General features: G+C 69.4%; 23 protein-coding genes. 5 read left to right on the plus strand and 18 right to left on the minus strand.

From position 1 onward, the window contains the following. From HPY32_RS12310 to HPY32_RS12330, 5 genes are all read left to right on the plus strand, one after another. Window positions 1-666, plus strand: a complete 666-nt coding sequence (locus HPY32_RS12310) for an SGNH/GDSL hydrolase family protein (RefSeq protein ID WP_067581294.1) — start codon at window positions 1-3, stop codon at window positions 664-666. Window positions 667-804: 138 nt separating this feature from the next. After that, window positions 805-2,346: a class I adenylate-forming enzyme family protein gene (locus HPY32_RS12315; protein ID WP_067581292.1), complete on the plus strand. Its 1,542-nt coding sequence runs from the start codon at window positions 805-807 to the stop codon at window positions 2,344-2,346. Continuing rightward, window positions 2,346-3,575 (plus strand): acyltransferase, encoded by a 1,230-nt coding sequence (locus HPY32_RS12320; RefSeq protein ID WP_067581290.1) that lies wholly within the window; start codon window positions 2,346-2,348, stop codon window positions 3,573-3,575. The genes HPY32_RS12315 and HPY32_RS12320 overlap by 1 nt, the downstream gene beginning before the upstream one ends. A 146-nt stretch (window positions 3,576-3,721) precedes the next feature. After that, window positions 3,722-4,516 carry a phosphosulfolactate synthase gene (locus tag HPY32_RS12325; protein ID WP_067581288.1) on the plus strand — a complete coding sequence of 265 codons (795 nt, stop codon included), beginning with the start codon at window positions 3,722-3,724 and terminating at the stop codon, window positions 4,514-4,516. Next, complete coding sequence (locus HPY32_RS12330; protein ID WP_067581286.1) at window positions 4,509-4,907, plus strand: VOC family protein; 399 nt, start codon at window positions 4,509-4,511, stop codon at window positions 4,905-4,907. Before HPY32_RS12325 ends, HPY32_RS12330 begins: the two co-directional genes overlap by 8 nt. 6 nt (window positions 4,908-4,913) lie before the next feature. Here HPY32_RS12330 and HPY32_RS12335 read toward each other — a convergent pair whose 3' ends face one another. From HPY32_RS12335 to HPY32_RS12420, 18 genes are all read right to left on the minus strand, one after another. After that, complete coding sequence (locus HPY32_RS12335) at window positions 4,914-5,735, minus strand: DUF6585 family protein (protein WP_231951440.1); 822 nt, start codon at window positions 5,733-5,735, stop codon at window positions 4,914-4,916. A gap of 151 nt (window positions 5,736-5,886) precedes the next feature. Then, on the minus strand, window positions 5,887-7,098 hold the full coding sequence (locus HPY32_RS12340) for an MFS transporter (RefSeq protein WP_067585311.1): 1,212 nt from the start codon (window positions 7,096-7,098) through the stop codon (window positions 5,887-5,889). A 70-nt stretch (window positions 7,099-7,168) separates the two neighbouring features. Further along, window positions 7,169-7,702: a hypothetical protein gene (locus tag HPY32_RS12345; RefSeq protein WP_171982843.1), complete on the minus strand. Its 534-nt coding sequence runs from the start codon at window positions 7,700-7,702 to the stop codon at window positions 7,169-7,171. A gap of 225 nt (window positions 7,703-7,927) precedes the next feature. After that, window positions 7,928-8,224 (minus strand): 30S ribosomal protein S17, encoded by a 297-nt coding sequence (rpsQ, locus tag HPY32_RS12350; protein ID WP_067581284.1) that lies wholly within the window; start codon window positions 8,222-8,224, stop codon window positions 7,928-7,930. Then, window positions 8,221-8,460: a 50S ribosomal protein L29 gene (gene rpmC, locus HPY32_RS12355; protein WP_067581282.1), complete on the minus strand. Its 240-nt coding sequence runs from the start codon at window positions 8,458-8,460 to the stop codon at window positions 8,221-8,223. The genes rpsQ and rpmC overlap by 4 nt, the downstream gene beginning before the upstream one ends. Beyond that, window positions 8,460-8,876: a 50S ribosomal protein L16 gene (gene rplP, locus HPY32_RS12360; protein WP_067581278.1), complete on the minus strand. Its 417-nt coding sequence runs from the start codon at window positions 8,874-8,876 to the stop codon at window positions 8,460-8,462. Before rplP ends, rpmC begins: the two co-directional genes overlap by 1 nt. A gap of 3 nt (window positions 8,877-8,879) precedes the next feature. Next, window positions 8,880-9,686 carry a 30S ribosomal protein S3 gene (rpsC, locus tag HPY32_RS12365; RefSeq protein ID WP_067581276.1) on the minus strand — a complete coding sequence of 269 codons (807 nt, stop codon included), beginning with the start codon at window positions 9,684-9,686 and terminating at the stop codon, window positions 8,880-8,882. Continuing rightward, a complete protein-coding gene (gene rplV, locus HPY32_RS12370) occupies window positions 9,687-10,085 on the minus strand; it encodes a 50S ribosomal protein L22 (protein ID WP_067581274.1) in 399 nt (132 codons plus the stop codon). Continuing rightward, the gene (rpsS, locus tag HPY32_RS12375; RefSeq protein ID WP_067581272.1) at window positions 10,082-10,363 is read right to left on the minus strand and encodes a 30S ribosomal protein S19; all 282 of its coding nucleotides are present in this window, start codon (window positions 10,361-10,363) and stop codon (window positions 10,082-10,084) included. The genes rplV and rpsS overlap by 4 nt, the downstream gene beginning before the upstream one ends. A 15-nt stretch (window positions 10,364-10,378) precedes the next feature. Then, window positions 10,379-11,209 (minus strand): 50S ribosomal protein L2, encoded by an 831-nt coding sequence (gene rplB, locus HPY32_RS12380; protein WP_067581270.1) that lies wholly within the window; start codon window positions 11,207-11,209, stop codon window positions 10,379-10,381. Window positions 11,210-11,242: 33 nt separating this feature from the next. Next, a complete protein-coding gene (gene rplW, locus HPY32_RS12385) occupies window positions 11,243-11,548 on the minus strand; it encodes a 50S ribosomal protein L23 (protein WP_014981657.1) in 306 nt (101 codons plus the stop codon). Continuing rightward, the gene (rplD, locus tag HPY32_RS12390; protein ID WP_067581268.1) at window positions 11,545-12,216 is read right to left on the minus strand and encodes a 50S ribosomal protein L4; all 672 of its coding nucleotides are present in this window, start codon (window positions 12,214-12,216) and stop codon (window positions 11,545-11,547) included. The genes rplW and rplD overlap by 4 nt, the downstream gene beginning before the upstream one ends. After that, entirely contained in the window at window positions 12,213-12,878 is a 666-nt protein-coding gene (rplC, locus tag HPY32_RS12395; protein WP_067581266.1) for a 50S ribosomal protein L3, read from the minus strand. The genes rplD and rplC overlap by 4 nt, the downstream gene beginning before the upstream one ends. 14 nt (window positions 12,879-12,892) lie before the next feature. Continuing rightward, entirely contained in the window at window positions 12,893-13,198 is a 306-nt protein-coding gene (rpsJ, locus tag HPY32_RS12400; RefSeq protein WP_003938093.1) for a 30S ribosomal protein S10, read from the minus strand. A gap of 436 nt (window positions 13,199-13,634) precedes the next feature. After that, complete coding sequence (locus HPY32_RS12405) at window positions 13,635-14,189, minus strand: hypothetical protein (protein WP_067581264.1); 555 nt, start codon at window positions 14,187-14,189, stop codon at window positions 13,635-13,637. Continuing rightward, window positions 14,186-15,352, minus strand: a complete 1,167-nt coding sequence (locus HPY32_RS12410; RefSeq protein ID WP_082870851.1) for a hypothetical protein — start codon at window positions 15,350-15,352, stop codon at window positions 14,186-14,188. Before HPY32_RS12410 ends, HPY32_RS12405 begins: the two co-directional genes overlap by 4 nt. Window positions 15,353-15,385: 33 nt before the next feature. After that, a complete protein-coding gene (locus HPY32_RS12415; protein WP_067581262.1) occupies window positions 15,386-15,850 on the minus strand; it encodes a FixH family protein in 465 nt (154 codons plus the stop codon). After that, window positions 15,847-17,433, minus strand: a complete 1,587-nt coding sequence (locus tag HPY32_RS12420; protein WP_253949859.1) for a GumC domain-containing protein — start codon at window positions 17,431-17,433, stop codon at window positions 15,847-15,849. The genes HPY32_RS12415 and HPY32_RS12420 overlap by 4 nt, the downstream gene beginning before the upstream one ends. Window positions 17,434-17,544: the final 111 nt, after the last annotated feature.

Here is a 17,544-nt window from a genome sequence, read left to right on the forward strand (position 1 = left end):
GTGTGGCGCGCCCTGAAAATCGGACTGCTCGCCGTCGTTGTCGGCATCATCGCGATCGTGGCCGTGGCGACGGCCGGGCGCTCGACGGGTAAGGCGCAGGCGCGGCCGGTGCTGGCGGTGGTGGGCGCGTCGATCAGCTACGGCATCGGCGCCGACGGTGCGAATCAGGCGTGGCCCGCGGTCCTGGGCAAGCAGCTCGGCTGGCGGACGGTCGTGAGCGCCGATCCGGGCGCGGGCTATCTGGCCCCCGGGCAGCGGGCGCGCGGGCCGATGCGGAAGCTGCTCGCCGAGCTCGACCTGACGACCACGCACCCGTCCGTGGTGATCGTGCAGGCCGGGTACAACGACATCGGCATGCCCGCGGCGCAGTTGACCGACAGCGTGCGGCAGGTCGTCCGGCAGATCCACGCCGAGGCCCCGGGCGCTGCCATCGGTGTGCTGACGGTGTTCCCGAAGGGGCGGCCCTCGGAGGCGGCGGCGGCGACCGACGCGGTCATCGTGTCCGCGGCGCGCTCCGCCGACCCGCACGTCGCCGTCTTCGACCCGATCACCGCGCACTGGATGTTCCCGACCGTGACCGATCGCCTGCACCCCACACCGGCCGGGCATCGCTGGATCGCCGACCGCATGCTCACAGACTTCCGGCGCGACGGCCTCGTGCACTGATCGGCATCGCGGCCCGCGCACCCGCTGTGACCTGCTACGATTCGATTTGCGAAGCGGCACAGTGGCTTCGGAGCATGCACTGAGGCGATTCCCAGCCTCGGTTGGAACCATGGGGTGACGGCCGACGCGAGGAAGCAGATGACGCACGACAACCGGGCAACCGAGACCACCGTGGCGACTCTGATCGCCGCCCGCGCGGCCGAGCGGCCCGCGCACCCGTTCCTGGCGGACGCACGCAGCGAGCGCACCCTCAGCTACGCCGCCGCGGCCACCGCCATGGACACGTGGTCCCGATACCTGGACGCCCACTCCGTGCCGCCGGGCGCACGCGTCGTCCTCGACACCGCCGACCCGCTCACCTTCGCGTCCGTCTACCTGGCACTGCTGGCCGCGGGGCGCTGTGTCATCCCCGTCGATCCCGACGCCCCGCTCGCCGAACGCCACCGCACGCTGGCTCCGCTGGAGCCCGGCGCGGTCGTGAGCGACCGGACTGATCTGGCGCACGCATTCGATCCCGCCCTACCCATGATTCCGGCGTGCTTTTGGCCGGAATCCTCAGCGAGATCCCGGCCAAAAGCACGCCGGGATCAGAAAGGGGCACACCGGGATCAGGAAGGGGTGAGCCGGGAAGGGGGCTCGGTCATACTCGCTACCTCCGGGTCGACCGGTGCGCCCAAAGCCATGCGGCTTACCGAGAAGCAGTTGTTGCATGTGGCGAGGGCGGTGGCCGAGCACAATAAGCTCGGGCCCAGCGATCGGGGGTACAACTGCCTGCCGCTGTTCCATATCAATGCCGAGGTGGTGGCGTTGCTGGCCACCTTGGAGGCGGGGGCGTGCCTGGTACTGGACCGGCGATTTCATGCGACCGGGTTTTGGGAATTGTTGGCGGACAAGGGAATTACCTGGCTCAATGCGGTTCCGGCGATATTGGGGGTGTTGACGTCGGAGCGGGCGGCCCCGCCCGTGGTTCCGGCGGGGCTGCGGTTCATTCGGTCCGCCTCCGCGCCGCTGCCCGCGGCCGTGCGCGCCCGGCTCGAGGCCGCGGCGGACATACCGATCGTCGAGAGCTACGGCATGACCGAGGCGGCCAGCCAGATCACCGCGACCGATCTGGATACCCCCGCGCCGCGCGGCTCGTGCGGGCGGCCGGTGGCGGTCCAGCTGCAGATCCGGGACGATCTGGGGCGGCCCGTCCCGCCCGGAATCGTTGGGCGCGTTCACATTCGCGGCACCGCCGTGATCGACGGCTACCTCGGCGGCCGGGCGGCGGAACGCTTCGACGCCGCGGGCTGGCTGGACACCGGCGACCTCGGCCACCGCGACACCGAGGGCTACCTCTACCTGGCCGGGCGCGCCGACGACGTCATCAACCGCGGCGGCGAGCTGCTGTATCCGCGCGAGATCGAGGAGGTGCTGGTGGCCGATCCGGGCGTGCGCGACGCGGTGGTCGTGGGCCGCGCGGATCCGATCCTCGGCAGCGTCCCGATCGCATTCGTCGTCCCGGCCCACCGTCCTGGCACCGACCGCGAACGCGCGAACCTGCTGCGCGGCCTGCGATATCGCTGCGACGACCAGCTCAGCCGCGTCAAACGTCCCGTCGAATTCCTTGTCGTCGACGACTTTCCGCGCGCGGCGACGGGAAAGGTGCAGCGGCACCGGCTGCGGTCCGCGGTGGCGTGATGAGCCTCGCCGTCGACATCGCCGCCGAAGCGCCGGCCGATCCCGCGCCACGAAAGTCGTTGCGGCCGTATCTACATCAGATCGATCTGTTCCGGATCCTCACCTTCGCCTGCGTCATCGCGGTGCATGTGATCGGCGGATCCACCGATCCCGGCAGCGTTTCCGGCAACGGCGTGCTGGTGCTGCTGCATTTCACCCGCGAGGCGTTCTTCGCGCTCACCGGATTCGTGCTCGTCTACCAGTACGCGGACCGGCCGGTTACCGCACTGCGCTTCTGGCGCAGGCGTTTCGCGCTGGTCGGCATCCCCTACGTGGCCTGGTCGCTGATCTACTGGGGCTACTCCGTCGGCGCGGGCCTACAGCGGGAGACCGCCGCGGAATCGCTGCGGCGCTTGGGTTTCGAGCTCGTCACCGGCGGCGCCTGGTATCACCTGTACTTCCTGCTGGTCACCATGCAGGCGTATGTGCTGTTCCCGCTGCTGCTGCGCGTGCTGCGCGCGACCGCGGGCAGGCACCGGTGGCTGCTGGCCGCGAGCGCGGCGCTGCAACTGGGTTGCCTGTGGTGGCTGGCGCATCCGCCGACGCTGACCGGTGTCGCCGCGGGCATCTGGGACCATCTGTCGGTCACCATCCTCCCGTATCAGTTCTATGTGCTGCTCGGCGCGGTCGCCGCCTGCCACATCGACGCGGTGAACCGGACCGTGCGTCGCTTCGGCCCGCTGCTGGTCGCCGGTGCGGTGGTGGCCGTGGCGCTGTCGGAGTGGGACTATCTGCGCTCGACCCGGCTGGGCATGCCGCCGTGGCAGGCCAGCTATGTCTTCCTGCCGCACCTGCTGGTGTGCTTCGTCGGGATCATCGCGCTGCTGTACACGGTGAGCTCGTGGTGGGCCGCGCGCCGCGAGGGGCACCGGTGGCTGGCGCGGGCCGTGCGCTACGGCTCGGACCGCTCGTTCGGCGTATTCCTGATCCATCCGCTCATGCTGCAACTGCTCGCCCCCGTGATCCCTTGGCTCCACCGGGTTTTCGGCGTCGGCTGGGGCACGGCGCTGCTGTATCTGTGTGTGCTCGCGCTGGCGGTCGCCGGGGCCGAGGTGGTGCGCCGACTGCCGGTGAGCCTGTGGCTGGTGGGGCGCCCGATGCTGCGGTTCCGGCCAAAAGCACGCCGGAACCAAGAGATGACCAGCACGCCGGAACCAAGAAATGACCAGCACGCCGGAACCAAGAAATGACCAGCACGCCGGAACCAAGAAATGACCAGCACGCCGGAACCAAGAAATGACCAGCGCGCCGGAACCAAGGAATGACGAGCACGCCGGAACGACGGAGCGGACAGCGCGCCGGAATGGCAAGGCGATGACGACATGAAGGAGATGCCATGTACCCCCACACCGTGAGCCTGCCCGTGCGTGAGGCGAAACCGCGCGGGCGCGGCCTGACCATGGTCATCGATCCCGGCCTGCCCGACGCGTACTTCGCCGACATCGTCGAGAGCTACGGCGATCTCATCGATTTCGTCAAATTCGGCTGGGCCACCTGCCTGGTCACCCCGCATATCGCCGAGAAGACGCGGGTGCTGCGCCGCAATGGCATCGAATTCTATTTCGGCGGCACGCTTTTCGAGAAATTCCTGGTCAGCGATCGGATCGGCGAGTGGGCGCGGCTGTGTCATCGGGCGGGGGCGCGGACGGTGGAGATCTCCAACGGCGCCATCGCGCTGTCCAACGACGAGAAGGCCCGCCACATCCGGCGCTTCGCCGGGGAGTTCGAGATCGTGTCCGAGGTCGGCTTCAAGGACCCGGAGCGCTCGGAGCGGCTGCCGCCGAATCGGTGGATCGAGTTCATCGAGCAGGATCTCGACGCGGGCGCGCGGCTGGTGATCGCCGAGGCCCGCGAGAGCGGCCGCAGCGGAATCTGCCGCCCCAACGGGGATCTGCGCATCGGGCTGATCGAGGAGATCGCCGAGTCCGGCATCGACACCAACCGCATCATGTTCGAGGCGCCCACCAAGGAGCTCCAGGTGCATCTGCTACACAGACTCGGCCCGCAGGCCAATCTCGGCAATATCCACGCCGACAGCGTGATCGGGCTGGAGACGCTGCGCCTGGGCCTGCGCGCCGACACCCTCACCGACTTCACCCGTCTCGACCGGGAGCTGCCCACCCATGCGTGACGCCCACGACGCCTTCCATCTGGCCATTCCGGCCCGCGATCTGGACGAGGCCGAGCGGTTCTACGTCCGGGGCCTGGGCGCGAAACTGGCGCGCCGCTACGACGATCGGATCACGCTGGACTTCTTCGGCGATCAGGTGGTGTGCCACCTGTCCGACCGGATCGACCCGGACCCACGGTTGTATCCGCGCCATTTCGGGGTGTCCTTCCGCGAGCGGGCGGACTTCGATCGCCTGCTGCGCCTGGTGCGGCTGCGCGAGCTCGCGGTCTTCTCCCCCGTCTCGACCCGGTTCGAGGGCACCGCCGAGGAGCACCTGACCGTCGTGCTGCGCGATCCGTCGAACAATCTGCTGGAGTTCAAGCACTACCTGGATCCGCGAATGATGTACTGACCCGAATCAGGCTGTGGCGGCGGCGATTCGGAGCCGCTCGGCGACCTCGTTGAAGATGTAGAAGTTGGGCACGGATTCGACCGGGACCAGCGAGACCCACCGGCCGGAGACCTTGATGCGGACGAGGCCGTCGCGCGAGTCTATGGTCTGCACCTGCTCCCACGGATAGGACCGCCCCGCGAAGCGCAGATCGTCCAGGCAGAGCGCGAGATCGCCGAACTCCACCGTCTGCTCCGCATCGATGGCCGCGACGACCTTCGGCAATTGCGTTGCGGTGACGGCGGTTTGGATGGCCGGGCCCCATTCGCGGGCGTCGACGAACAGCTCCTCGTCGAATTCCGCACGCGCGCCGCCGGGGCCGGTGACGGTGAGCGAATAGTCGGTGGCCAGCGCGTCGGCCTGCCGGAACGGGATCACCTGCTGGCGCACCTCGGCGGCCTCCCAGCGGAACGCCACGATCTGCTCGCCGCTGCGATACACCGTCATGCCCTGGTCGAACAGGTCCAGCCGGGCCCCGCGGCGGCGCCGATTGCGCCGGCAGCGCAGCACCGCGACCGCCACCGGGCCGAGCGCCAGCCCGCCGACGGCGGCGCTGCCGACCAAGGTCCCGGCCGTCGCGCAGATGGCACCCACCACGACCAGGCCACCCGCGATCAGCGCACAACCGCGCACCAGCGTGTCGCCGCTGATCGGCGCCGCCTGGAACGTCTGCCGATGCGTGCCGAGTCTCTCGTGCTCGGCCATCAGGTAGATCAGCTGCGACAGGGGTACCGTTCGCCGATCTTCGGTTCCCCCGGTTCCGCGTTGCAGCGTGCTCGGGGTGCTCACTCGTCCTCCATTGGCAGATTTTCTCCGCGGCGAAGCGTATTCGACAGTATCGAATTCTGCTACTGCTACGCGCGTTTTCACACCGAGGAAAACGGGCGAAGCCGACGACACCGGGAACACCGGTTCGGATTATCTCCCGGGTCTTCGGATTTCAGACCGGAGAGGCCATGGTACGGCCGCGGGCGTTATCGGCGCGTCCGGCGCGACGGCGCGTCACAATACCGACCAGCACGGCCAATCCTAGGCCGAAACCGATTCCCACGGCGGCGGACACACCGAAGCCGAGCGGGTATCCGCCCGCGTCGATGGCGATACCGGCCATCGAGCTGCCGATGCCGTTGCCGAGGGTCATGGTGGCGCCGTGCCAGCCGATGGCCTCGCCGCGCCCGCCCTCGGGCACGATGTGGCTGAGCCGGCTCACCGAGGCGGCGATGGTTGGGGCGCAGAACAATCCGGCGATCAGACCGGCCACGCCCAGCAGGACGGGGCCGTTCGCGAACGCCAGCGGCACGGTGACCGCGCCGAGGGCGGCCAGCAGCAGGTAGGTCGAGATCGACCGGTGCAGCGCGCCGTAGATCAGGCCGCCGAGCACGGATCCGAGCCCCCAGACGGCCATCAGGAGCCCGAGCCACCGCTGCGCGCCGACGGTGCGGACGGCCGCGACGAGGGTGAGCTCGGAGGCCGCCAGCACCGAGATCGCCGCGCACGCACCGACACACAGCGCAATGAATTCGGGACCGAACCACTGCCGCCGCGGCACGGCCCGCTCGGCGCCCCGGTCGCTCGCCGCCGACCGCAGCGGCGGATTCAGCAGCCACACCAGGATTCCCGCCAGCACCAGGCACATCTGCACCGCGAACAGCACCAGCCGCGTGGATCCGAGCGCGGTGGCGGCGACACCGATCACCGGGCCCACCATGAACGCCGCGTCCACCGAGACGGATTCGAGCGCCAGCGCGGGCTGGCGATTGTGCTCGGTGGTCGCGGCGATCACCGCCTGCCGCACGACGGTGAAGATCGGGATGTCGAAAAGCCCTGCGACGGCGGCGAGTACGAGCAGCGGCCCGTAGCCCACGAACGGCGCGATACTCCAGCACGCCGCCCCCACCAGGATCGAGGGGGCGATGGTGCGGCGCAGTCCGAACCGGTCCAGCAGCCGCCCGCGCCACGGCCCGCTGATCGCGATGCACAGCGTGACCGCCGTGGTGAGCGCGCCCGCCTGGGCGTAGGACCCGTGCAGCGTCTGCACCACGTGCAGCGACAGCAGGATTGTCCCGGCGAAGAACGGAATTCGCACCAGCGCACCGAGCAGCAGCACATTCCGCACCGCCGGTGTAGCCAAAACCTCCCTGTACGACCGCATCTCGTTCAGCGTGACACGGGAATACACGGGCGCGCCACGGATTTATCCCATGAATCGGCCGGTACGACCGCTACCGCGATGGATTGCAGAAGCCGCAGACGCCGCTGGCGGGGAGCTGGACGAAGCATTCGTCGCACACGCGGGCCCGGGCAGGTTCGGGGGTGCCCGCGGGGCGGGTGGGGGTGGTGGCGCCGCGCCGGGCGGCGACCTTGGGTGTGAGGGGCGGGATTCCGGCGGGGACGTCGGTGCCGTAGGTGTGGTAGCACTGCCAGCGGGCGTAGGCGGCGTGCAGTTCCAGGTCGTCGGGGATCGGGAGGGCGGCCAGCTCCAGGACGTATTTGTAACTGTCGGTGACCGTGTGGTTCTGGCGCACGCACAGCGCGGTCAGCGGCGGCTCGTCGGCGGAGCGGCAGCGGCGGGCGACCTTGCGCAGCACCGCGTCCACCCAGGTGCGGGTGGGCGCGTCGGTGCGCACGCCGGACATCTCCTGCACCCGCGCGGCCAGTTCGTTCATCGTCACGAAATGCCCGTAGTCCTGGGCGGTTTCGAGCAGTACCTCGTGCGCGGCCAGCGCCCACGCCACGGTGGCGTCACGGAAGGACACCGCTTCTCCGTCGTCGGTTCGCCAGGCCCCAGAAGTCGTCGTCACAGCATCCCTCATAGCCCGTCCACGGTATCGAATGGATCGGGTCACGCGCCAATACTCTTCCCGCACAAACGTATTCCCCGACACACGTATTCCCGGAGCGGGCGGGTGGAAATGCCGAAGGCCCGCCTCCCGAAACGGGAAGCGGGCCTTCGGTGTTCGACTGTCAGCCGTGGAGCGGGCCTACTTGGCCTTCTCCAGGACCTCGACCAGCCGCCAGCGCTTGGTGGCCGACAGCGGGCGGGTCTCCATCAGCTGAACGCGGTCGCCGACGCCGGCGATCTCGTTCTCGTCGTGCGCCTTCACCTTCGAGGTGGTGCGGATGATCTTGCCGTAAAGCTTGTGCTTCACGCGATCCTCCAGCTCGACCACGATGGTCTTGGTCATCTTGTCGGAGACGACGTAGCCGATGCGCACCTTGCGCGAGCCACGCTCCTCCTGCTTGGCCGGCGTCTTGGCCGGGCCCTTGGCATCACTCATGCCGCATCTCCCTTGTCCGCAGGACCGGTGGCCAGGCCGAGCTCACGCTCGCGCATGACGGTGTAGATGCGCGCAATCTCGTGACGGACAACGCGCAGGCGCCGGTTGTTCTGCAACTGGCCGGTCGCCATCTGGAAGCGCAGGTTGAACAGCTCTTCCTTCGATTCACGCAGGCGGGCGACGAGCTCGTCCTCGGTGAGCTCGCGCAGGTCTGCGGCCGGAGTTCCGGTAGCCATCAGAACTGCTCCTCCCTCGTCACGATCCTGCACTTCATCGGGAGCTTGTGCATCGCGCGGCGCAGGGCCTCGCGAGCGGTCTCCTCGTTCGGGTAACTCATTTCGAACATGACCCGTCCGGGCTTCACATTCGCGACCCACCACTCCGGCGAACCCTTACCGGAACCCATGCGGGTCTCGGCCGGCTTCTTGGTGAGCGGGCGGTCCGGGTAGATGTTGATCCAGATCTTGCCGCCACGACGGATGTGGCGGGTCATCGCGATACGCGCCGACTCGATCTGACGGTTGGTGACGTAGGCCGGCTCCAGCGCCTGGATGCCGTACTCGCCGAACGACACCGCAGTGCCACCCTTGGACATGCCGGAGCGCTTCGGGTGGTGCTGCTTGCGGAACTTGACCTTGCGGGGCATCAGCATGGGTCAGCCCTCCTGCTTTTCTGCCGGAGCGTCGACCACCGCGGTCGCGGCACCGGAACGCCCGGCCTCGGTGCTGGTCGCCGTGGTGCCCTGGGCACCCGAACGGCGGGGACGGCTCGGCCGCTCACGACGCTCGCGACGCTCACCGGACGGGGCAGCGCTGGCAGTGACCTCACGCTTGCCGCCGACGATGTCGCCCTTGTAGATCCAGACCTTCACGCCGATCCGGCCGAAGGTGGTCTTCGCCTCGTACAGGCCGTAATCGATGTCGGCGCGCAGCGTGTGCAGCGGCACCCGACCCTCGCGGTAGAACTCCGAGCGCGACATCTCGGCGCCACCGAGGCGGCCCGAGCACTGCACGCGGATGCCCTTGACGTTCGGCGAACGCATGGCCGACTGGATGGCCTTGCGCATCGCACGACGGAACGCGACGCGGTTGGACAGCTGCTCGGCGACGCCCTGGGCGACGAGCTGCGCATCCGACTCGGGGTTCTTGACCTCGAGGATGTTCAGCTGCACCTGCTTGCCGGTCAGCTTCTCCAGCTCGGCGCGGATGCGGTCGGCCTCGGCGCCGCGACGGCCGATCACGATGCCCGGGCGCGCGGTGTGGATGTCCACCCGCACGCGATCACGGGTGCGCTCGATCTCGACCTTCGAGATGCCGGCCCGCTCCATGCCCGTGGCGAGGAGCTTGCGGATCGCGACGTCTTCCTTGACGTATTCCTTGTACTGCTTGTCCGCGTACCAACGGGACTTCCAGTCGGTGGTGATACCGAGGCGGAAGCCATGGGGATTGATCTTCTGTCCCATTTACTCAGCCCCTCCCTTCCGGCGGCTGCGAGCCGGGGCGGCGCTGGCGACGCTCTCGACCTCGATGGTGATGTGGCTGGTGCGCTTGCGAATCCGGAACGCGCGGCCCTGGGCGCGCGGCTGGAAACGCTTCATGGTCGCGCCCTCGTCGACGTAGGCCGTCGAGATGACCAGGGTGGCCGGGTTCAGGCCGAAGTTGTTCTCGGCGTTGGCCGCGGCGGAGGCCACGACCTTGGCGACCGGCTCGCTCGCGGCCTGCGGCGCGAACTTCAGGATGTTCAGCGCGTCCTCGACCCGCTTGCCGCGGACCATGTCCACGACGCGGCGAGCCTTCATCGGCGTCACGCGCACGAACTTCGCGGTCGCGCGCGCGGTGGTGATCTGAGTGTCAGTGCTCATCGCCGCTTGCTCTTCCGATCTTCCTTGACGTGGCTCCGGAACGTCCTGGTCGGCGCGAACTCACCGAGCTTGTGGCCGACCATGTTCTCCGACACGAACACCGGCACGTGCTTGCGGCCGTCGTGCACCGCGAAGGTGTGCCCGATGAAATCGGGGATGATGGTCGAACGACGCGACCAGGTCTTGATGACCTGCTTGGTGTTCTTCTCGTTCTGGACGTCCACCTTCTTCAGGAGGTGTTCGTCGACGAACGGGCCCTTCTTCAGGCTGCGTGGCATGTCTTAACCTCCTCCTTAACGCTTCTTGCCGCGGCGGCGGACGATGAGCTTGTCGCTCGGACGGTTGGGCTTGCGGGTGCGGCCCTCGGGCTTACCCCACGGCGAGACCGGGTGGCGACCACCGGAGGTCTTGCCCTCGCCACCGCCGTGCGGGTGGTCGACGGGGTTCATCACGACACCACGAACCGTGGGGCGGCGGCCCTTCCAGCGCATGCGGCCGGCCTTGCCCCAGTTGATGTTCGACTGCTCGGCGTTGCCGACCTCGCCGATGGTGGCGCGGCAGCGCACATCGACGCGACGGATCTCGCCGGAGGGCATACGCAGGACGGCGTAGGCGCCTTCCTTACCCAGCAGCTGGATGCTCATGCCCGCGGCACGGGCCAGCTTGGCGCCGCCACCCGGACGCAGCTCCACCGCGTGGATGGTGGTACCGGTCGGGATCGAGCGCAGCGGCAGGTTGTTGCCCGGCTTGATGTCCGCGCCCGGGCCCGACTCGATGCGGGTGCCCTGGGTGACGTTCTTCGGCGCCAGGATGTAGCGCTTCTCGCCGTCGGCGAAGTGCAGCAGCGCGATGTTCGCGGTCCGGTTCGGGTCGTACTCGATGTGCGCGACCTTGGCCGGGATGCCGTCCTTGTCCAGGCGACGGAAGTCGATCAGACGGTAGGCCCGCTTGTGACCGCCACCGCGGTGCCGGGTGGTGATCCGGCCGTGCGCGTTGCGGCCACCGGACTTGGTCAGCGGGCGCAGCAGCGACTTCTCGGGGGTCGACCGGGTGATCTCGGCGAAGTCCGAGACGCTGGCGCCGCGGCGGCCCGGCGTTGTCGGCTTGTACTTACGAATTGCCATGAGTTCTTCTCTGCTTTCTGGATTCCCCGCCGCTTACGCGACCGGGCCTCCGAAGATCTCGATGGGCTTGCTGTCGGCCGAGATGGTCACGAGCGCGCGCTTGGTGTCCTTGCGCTTGCCGTAACCGAAGCGGGTCCGCTTGCGCTTGCCCTGACGGTTGGCAGTGTTGACGCTGGTCACCTTCACGCCGAAAACCTTCTCGACGGCGATCTTGATCTGCGTCTTGTTCGAGTCCGGGTGCACCAGGAAGGTGTAGGTGCCCTCCTCGATCAGTCCATAGGACTTCTCGGAGATGACCGGCGCGAGCAGGATGTCGCGGGGGTCGGCGATGGTGGTCACTTGCTCTCCTCCTGTGCAGCCTCGGCGGGCCCGTGCACGAAGGCGTTCAGGGCCTCCACGCTGAACACGACCTCATCGCTGTTCAGCACGTCGTACGTGTTGAGCTGATCCGGCGCGATGGGGTGCACGTTCTGCAGGTTCGCCATGCTCTTCCACGCGGTGACGTCCTCGCGGCCCACGACCACCAGGAACTTCTTCCGCTCCGACAGCTCGGCCAGGAAGTTCTTGGCCGTCTTGGTCGACGGGGTCTGACCCGCGACCAGCTCGGTGATCACGTGGATGCGCTCGCTGCGGGCCCGGTCGGACAGGGCGCCACGCAGCGCGGCGATCCTCATCTTCTTGGGCAGGCGCTGCGAGTAGTCGCGCGGCTGCGGGCCGTGCACGGTGCCACCGCCGGCGAACTGCGGCGCGCGGGTCGAGCCCTGACGGGCGCGGCCGGTGCCCTTCTGCCGGTACGGCTTCTTGCCACCGCCGCGGACGTCGCCGCGGGTCTTGGTGGCGTGCGTGCCCTGGCGAGCCGCGGCCTGCTGGGCCACGACGACCTGGTGCATCAGCGCGATGTTCGCGGTGACGTCGAAGATCTCCGCGGGGAGCTCGACGGTGCCGTTGGTCTTGCCGCCCGGTTCTTTGACCGGCAGCGTCAGGTTGGTCTTGGTTTCAGTGCTCACGCGTGCGCACCACCCTTCGCGGCGCTCTTGACGATCACGATGCCGCCCTTGCGACCCGGGATCGCACCCTTGATCAGCAGCAGCCCGTTCTCGGCGTCCACCTTGTGGACCGAGAGGTTCTGCGTGGTGACGCGGTCGTTACCCATCCGGCCGGACATGCGCATGCCCTTGAACACGCGGCCCGGGGTGGAGCAACCACCGATCGAACCCGGCCGGCGGTGCACGGCCTGGGCACCGTGCGAGGCGCCCTGACCACGGAAGCCGTGGCGCTTCATGGTGCCGGCGAAGCCCTTGCCCTTGCTGGTGCCGGTGACGTCGACGTAGGCGCCCTCTTCGAACACGTCGGCGCTGAGCTCCTGGCCCACCTCGAACTTCGAGGCGTCGGCGACGCGGATCTCGGCGACGTGGCGACGCGGGGTCACGCCGGCCTTGGTGAACTGCCCGGCGACGGGCTTGGTCACCTTGCGCGGGTCGATGGCACCGAAGGCGATCTGGAGGGCGGAGTAGCCGTCGCGCTCCACGGTGCGGATCTGGGTCACGACGTTCGGCCCGGCCTTGACGACGGTCACGGGAACGACGCGGTTCTTCTCGTCGAACACCTGGGTCATGCCGAGCTTGGTGCCCAGGATGCCGGCAGCCGGCCTGCTCTTGTTGTCAGTCATATCTGGAGTCCCCGTCACTGAATGTTGACGTCGACACTGGCCGGCAGATCGATGCGCATGAGGGCATCGACCGTCTTCGGCGTCGGGTCGAGGATGTCGATCAGCCGCTTGTGCGTGCGCATCTCGAAGTGTTCGCGCGAGTCCTTGTACTTGTGCGGCGAACGGATGACGCAGTACACGTTCTTCTCGGTCGGCAACGGCACCGGCCCGACGACGCGGGCACCGGTGCGGGTCACCGTCTCGACGATCTTGCGCGCAGACGCGTCGATCGCCTCATGGTCGTAGGCCTTGAGCCTGATGCGGATCTTCTGTCCCGCCACGCTGAGTGTCCTTTTCTCCGCTTGTACTTGCTCCGCTGTGACAGCGTTCGGGAGTGAACTCCCGAAGCACCCTCTTTGCATGCCCGAACCTACGAAGACGCATCAGCGCTCAACACGACCGGGATCTCTACCGACCCGATCCATCGCCGCTGTTCATCTGTCATGGTTCTTCCGGTCCACGCGGTCGGGCGTGTCGCCTCTCCGCTCATTCTCCGGCCCGGGTGCAATCCCTCTGAGCCTCGGAACGTTCGTCCCGGACGTACCCACGCCGAACTCGACGGGATACACAATGGGTAGTGCTCACCTGCTACCGTTCGGGCCGCATATCCGCAGGACACACGCCACCCGGTGCAGGCAACCCGAACAGTATGCCTGAGCCCCCGCAGGGACTTCAAATCGGGGTGCGTGTGACTCCCGTAACGACGCCGATCCCAGGTCAGACGGCCAGTGCACGCCGGCCCGGGCGGATGCGCCGCCATGCTACCGCCAGGAGGACGACCAGGCCCAGCAGCGGCAGGGTGCCGACCGTCCAGCTCAGCGCGAGCGGCGGTCCGGGCTGGTCGAGGACCTGCAGCGAGGTGAGCGCCCCCTCGCCGTGACCGGCGGGGCCGTCGACGGCGAATCGGAAGGTGTAGGTGCCGGGGTCGTCCAGGGCCTTGACGTCCAGGCCCCAGGAGTCGCGCTTGCGCGGGTGCCGGACCAGGGGCGCGGGGTGTTTGTACTGGACGCCGGGGCCGCTGATCAGCAGCGTGCCGGACTTGTCGGCGATGCCGCCGTCGGGCATGAAGGTGAAGTCCAGCGAGCGCATGGCGCGAATCGGCCAGGTGGAGAAGCCGACGGTGAGCGCGTAGGGCCCGGCCTGCACCCGCTCGGTGTGCACGATGTCGACGGGGGCGTAGGCCGCGGCGGGCCCGGCCGTCACCAGCGACACCGCGGTGAGGGCCAGCAGGGTGGCGGCCAGGCGGCGCGGCCAGGCGGCGCGCGGGCTCATCGGGCGGCCTCCGCAGCGGGCGCGAGGGTGCGCAGCATGATCGCGAACCGGCCCGCCAGGTAGCCCGCGAGCAGGCCGAGCGGCACGCCGAGGACGGCCAGCAGCACGAACTGCGAACCGGGGACGTGCGCATAGTGATTGGTGAGCAGCACCTGCAGCGGCATGCCCACCGCGAGGATCACCCCGGAAACCAGGCCGGTGACCGGCAGCAGCTTCTTCAGGTCGATGCCGCGGGTGCGGCTCAACCAGAACACGCCCTCGACGACGAGCGCCGCGACCACCAGGAACATCGGCATCAGGCTCGGGAAGCTCGGGGGCCGGGGCAGCAGGCCGTCGCGCAGCGGCAGGCCGGTCGCGGCGGCGTACGCGTGGGCGGCCCACGGCGAGAACCACCACAGCGCACCCTGCAGGACCGCGGTGGCCGCGGTGATGGCGAGGGCGGCCCCGGGCCACGCCAGCACGGCCGCGCCGAGGATCAGCAGCAGCGGCGCGAACAGCACGACGCCGATGATGATCGGGTCGACCGGCATGCGCAGATTGGCGAGCGCGTCGACCGGGATGGGCGCGAAGCTGATGAGGATGGGCAGCGCCGAGATCAGGCCGAGGCGGCCCCAGAGCTCGTCGCGGTGGGCGGAGAAGACGATGATGCTGCCGATCATGGTGATCGAGATGGACAGGAACAGCGCCACGTGCGAGGGCGTGTTCAGCACCGCGTCGAAGCCGTAGATGGTGTGCCACTGCAGGTCCAGCAGGCCGTAGAGCAGGAAGCTCGCGGCGCCCGCGCCGGAGACCATATAGCCCAGCGGCGCGGTCAACCGGCCGCCGAACACCCGGATCGGGGTGCCGCCGAGGCGCGGCAGCGGTCGCCCGGCGCGCTGAGCGGACGTGGCGAGCAGCACCATGGCGAGGCTGGCGAACCCGGCGATCGCGCTCCCGGAGTAGAGGAACAGATGCGGGAGGGTGAAGAAGGTGTCGGGCCCGACCTCGTTGTGCCACTGGATATCCCAGCTGGTGCCGATGGTGGTGATCAGGGTGCCGAGCAGCACGACCCAGGCCCCGGCGCGGGCCGCGGTGCCGGACGCGTCGGAGACCGCGACCGAGGTCGCGGGCGCCGCCGTCGCTGTTCTTCCGGCCGCGGCGTCGAACGGTATCGAGGTACTCATGCGGGCGATTCCTTCCTGTGGTCGCGGTGCGGATCAGCCGCCGATCCAGAGCGGCAGGGTGAGCTGGTCGGTGCCGTCGGGGGTCGCGATCGACAGGCCGAGCTGCCACGGGCCGGTCATCATGAACGGCACCGCGGCGGCGCGATAGCGGCCGGGGGCGGTGGGCGTGGCCGGGACCGGCTGGGCGGCGTAGCCCATGCGCGGTTCGATGGCGTCGACCCGGATCACGGCCCGCGGCACCGGATTTCCCGAGCGATCGTCGACGGCGACATCGATATCGGAGGTGCCGACGCGGACGTTGTGCACCGTCACGGTGACCACGTGGCGGTCGGTACCGGTGTGGAGCACCTGCGCGCCCGGTGCGGCGGGCCAGGCCAGCCAGACGACCAGGCCGAGCAGCGCGAGGACGGCGATCACGATGCCCGGCCAGAGCAGCCGCCGACCGCGTCCGACAGCGGATTCGGTTGCGGGTACGGGGATTTCGGCTGCGGTGGTCATTGCGGCGGCTCCGGTGCGGCGACGTCGAGCACGATCGGAATGGTCAGCACGGTGTAGTGTCGCTCGGCCTGGATCCAGATCCGATACCGGCCGGGTGCCGGAAAGGTATAGGTGAACGGCACATTCGGGCCGTAGGCGGCGACCGTCTCGTCGGGGGCGCTGTCGCCGTTGACGGGCAGCATGAGCATGGCGCCGCCGGAGTCGTGGTGCACGCCCGGCATGTCGGCCATGCTCATCCGGGGCATGTCGCCCATGTCGGCCATGGCCGAGCCGCCCATCGAGTGGGCGTGCCCCCAGACCGGCGAATTCTGCACGGCCGCACCGATATCGGGGGTGTCGGGCAGCGGCCCGGCCACGACCATGTGGCCGACCATGCCCAGCCAGGGCTGGAGGTCGGCGGCGTCGCCGAACGTGGCGGTGAGGGTGGTGGGCGCACCGGCGCGGGCGGCGGTGGCGGTCACGGTGACGGGCGTGCCGCCGAGGGTGGCGGAGGCCGCGGGGCCGCCGGGGCGGAGCGGGGTGTCCGGCGGCGGGGTGGGTGCCGCGCCCGGCGCGACCGTGAAACCCGTTGCCGCGCGCACCATCTGCACGCCACCGCCGCGGCGGGCCAGCTCCGCGGACAGTGCGTAGTGGCCGGGCGCGGGCGGCACCAGGTGCACCTGGTAGCGGCCCGGCGCGGTGCGGATGGGGTGCAGATGGTGCAGTGTGCCGGTGGGGCCGATCACGAGCAGGTGGATGAGCGCGCTGTCGTGGATCAGCAGGTCGTCGACGGGGGCGCCGGTGGCGGCGTCGGCCAGGTCGAGGCCGAGGTCGCCGGGTTGCCCGGCGGTGAGCGGCGCGGCGCCGACGGTGAGCATGACCGGTGGGCGGGAGAAGTCGGAGACCAGCGGCTGCCCCAGCGCGTACGGGTGGGTGACATTGTCGACGCTGGGGTCGAGCTGGATGCCGGGCTGCGGCGGCAGCGGGAGCGAGGCGGACAGCACGGCCCCGGTGACGGCGACGGCGATGCCCGCGACCACGCCACCGACCGGCAGCAGCGCCCACGCGGTGCGCCGGGCCCGCAGCGCGACCACGACCGAGACCGGCAGCAGCAGTCCCGCGGCCAGGAAGCCGCCGTACACCAGCCGCTCCGGCGGCGAGGTGGGCTGGGTGGGCACCACGAAGAGAATGCGGGCCACCCGGGCGCCGTCGCCGACGGCCAGCTCCCACGGCCCGGCCCGGTCGACAGTCAGGGTGGCCGAATACATGCCCGGGGCGGCGCCGAGGTCGAGGCCGCCCTGGGAGGTGGGCGCGCCCGCGGCGGGCGTCTTCGGCGCCGAGGACGCGCCGACCGGTATCGCGGCGAGGGTCAGCCGCCCGGCCGGGGTTCCGGCGTGGGTGACCACCTCGACCCGCAGCGGGCCGGGCACCGAGGTGACCCGGCGCAGCACGACCGTCAGCTCACGGGCGCCGAGGGTTTGCGCGATGGACACGTCGCCCCCGGCCGAGGGTGCGTCGGCACGGGCGGGCGCGAATCCGGCCAGGGCGAACAGGAGACACAGACCGGCCGCGAGCGAGAGGCGGGCGCGGCGGGCAGCGGTCACGGATGCCATCGTAGGAATGATCCGATGCCGAATTCATCACACTGCGTGGTGATCTCGTGTCCCCCACGCGAGTGATGCGGAGTCGGTGGCGACCCGTATCGACACATCGGG

The sequence above is a fragment of the Nocardia terpenica genome (assembly GCF_013186535.1).
Classification (GTDB): Bacteria; Actinomycetota; Actinomycetes; order Mycobacteriales; family Mycobacteriaceae; genus Nocardia; species Nocardia terpenica.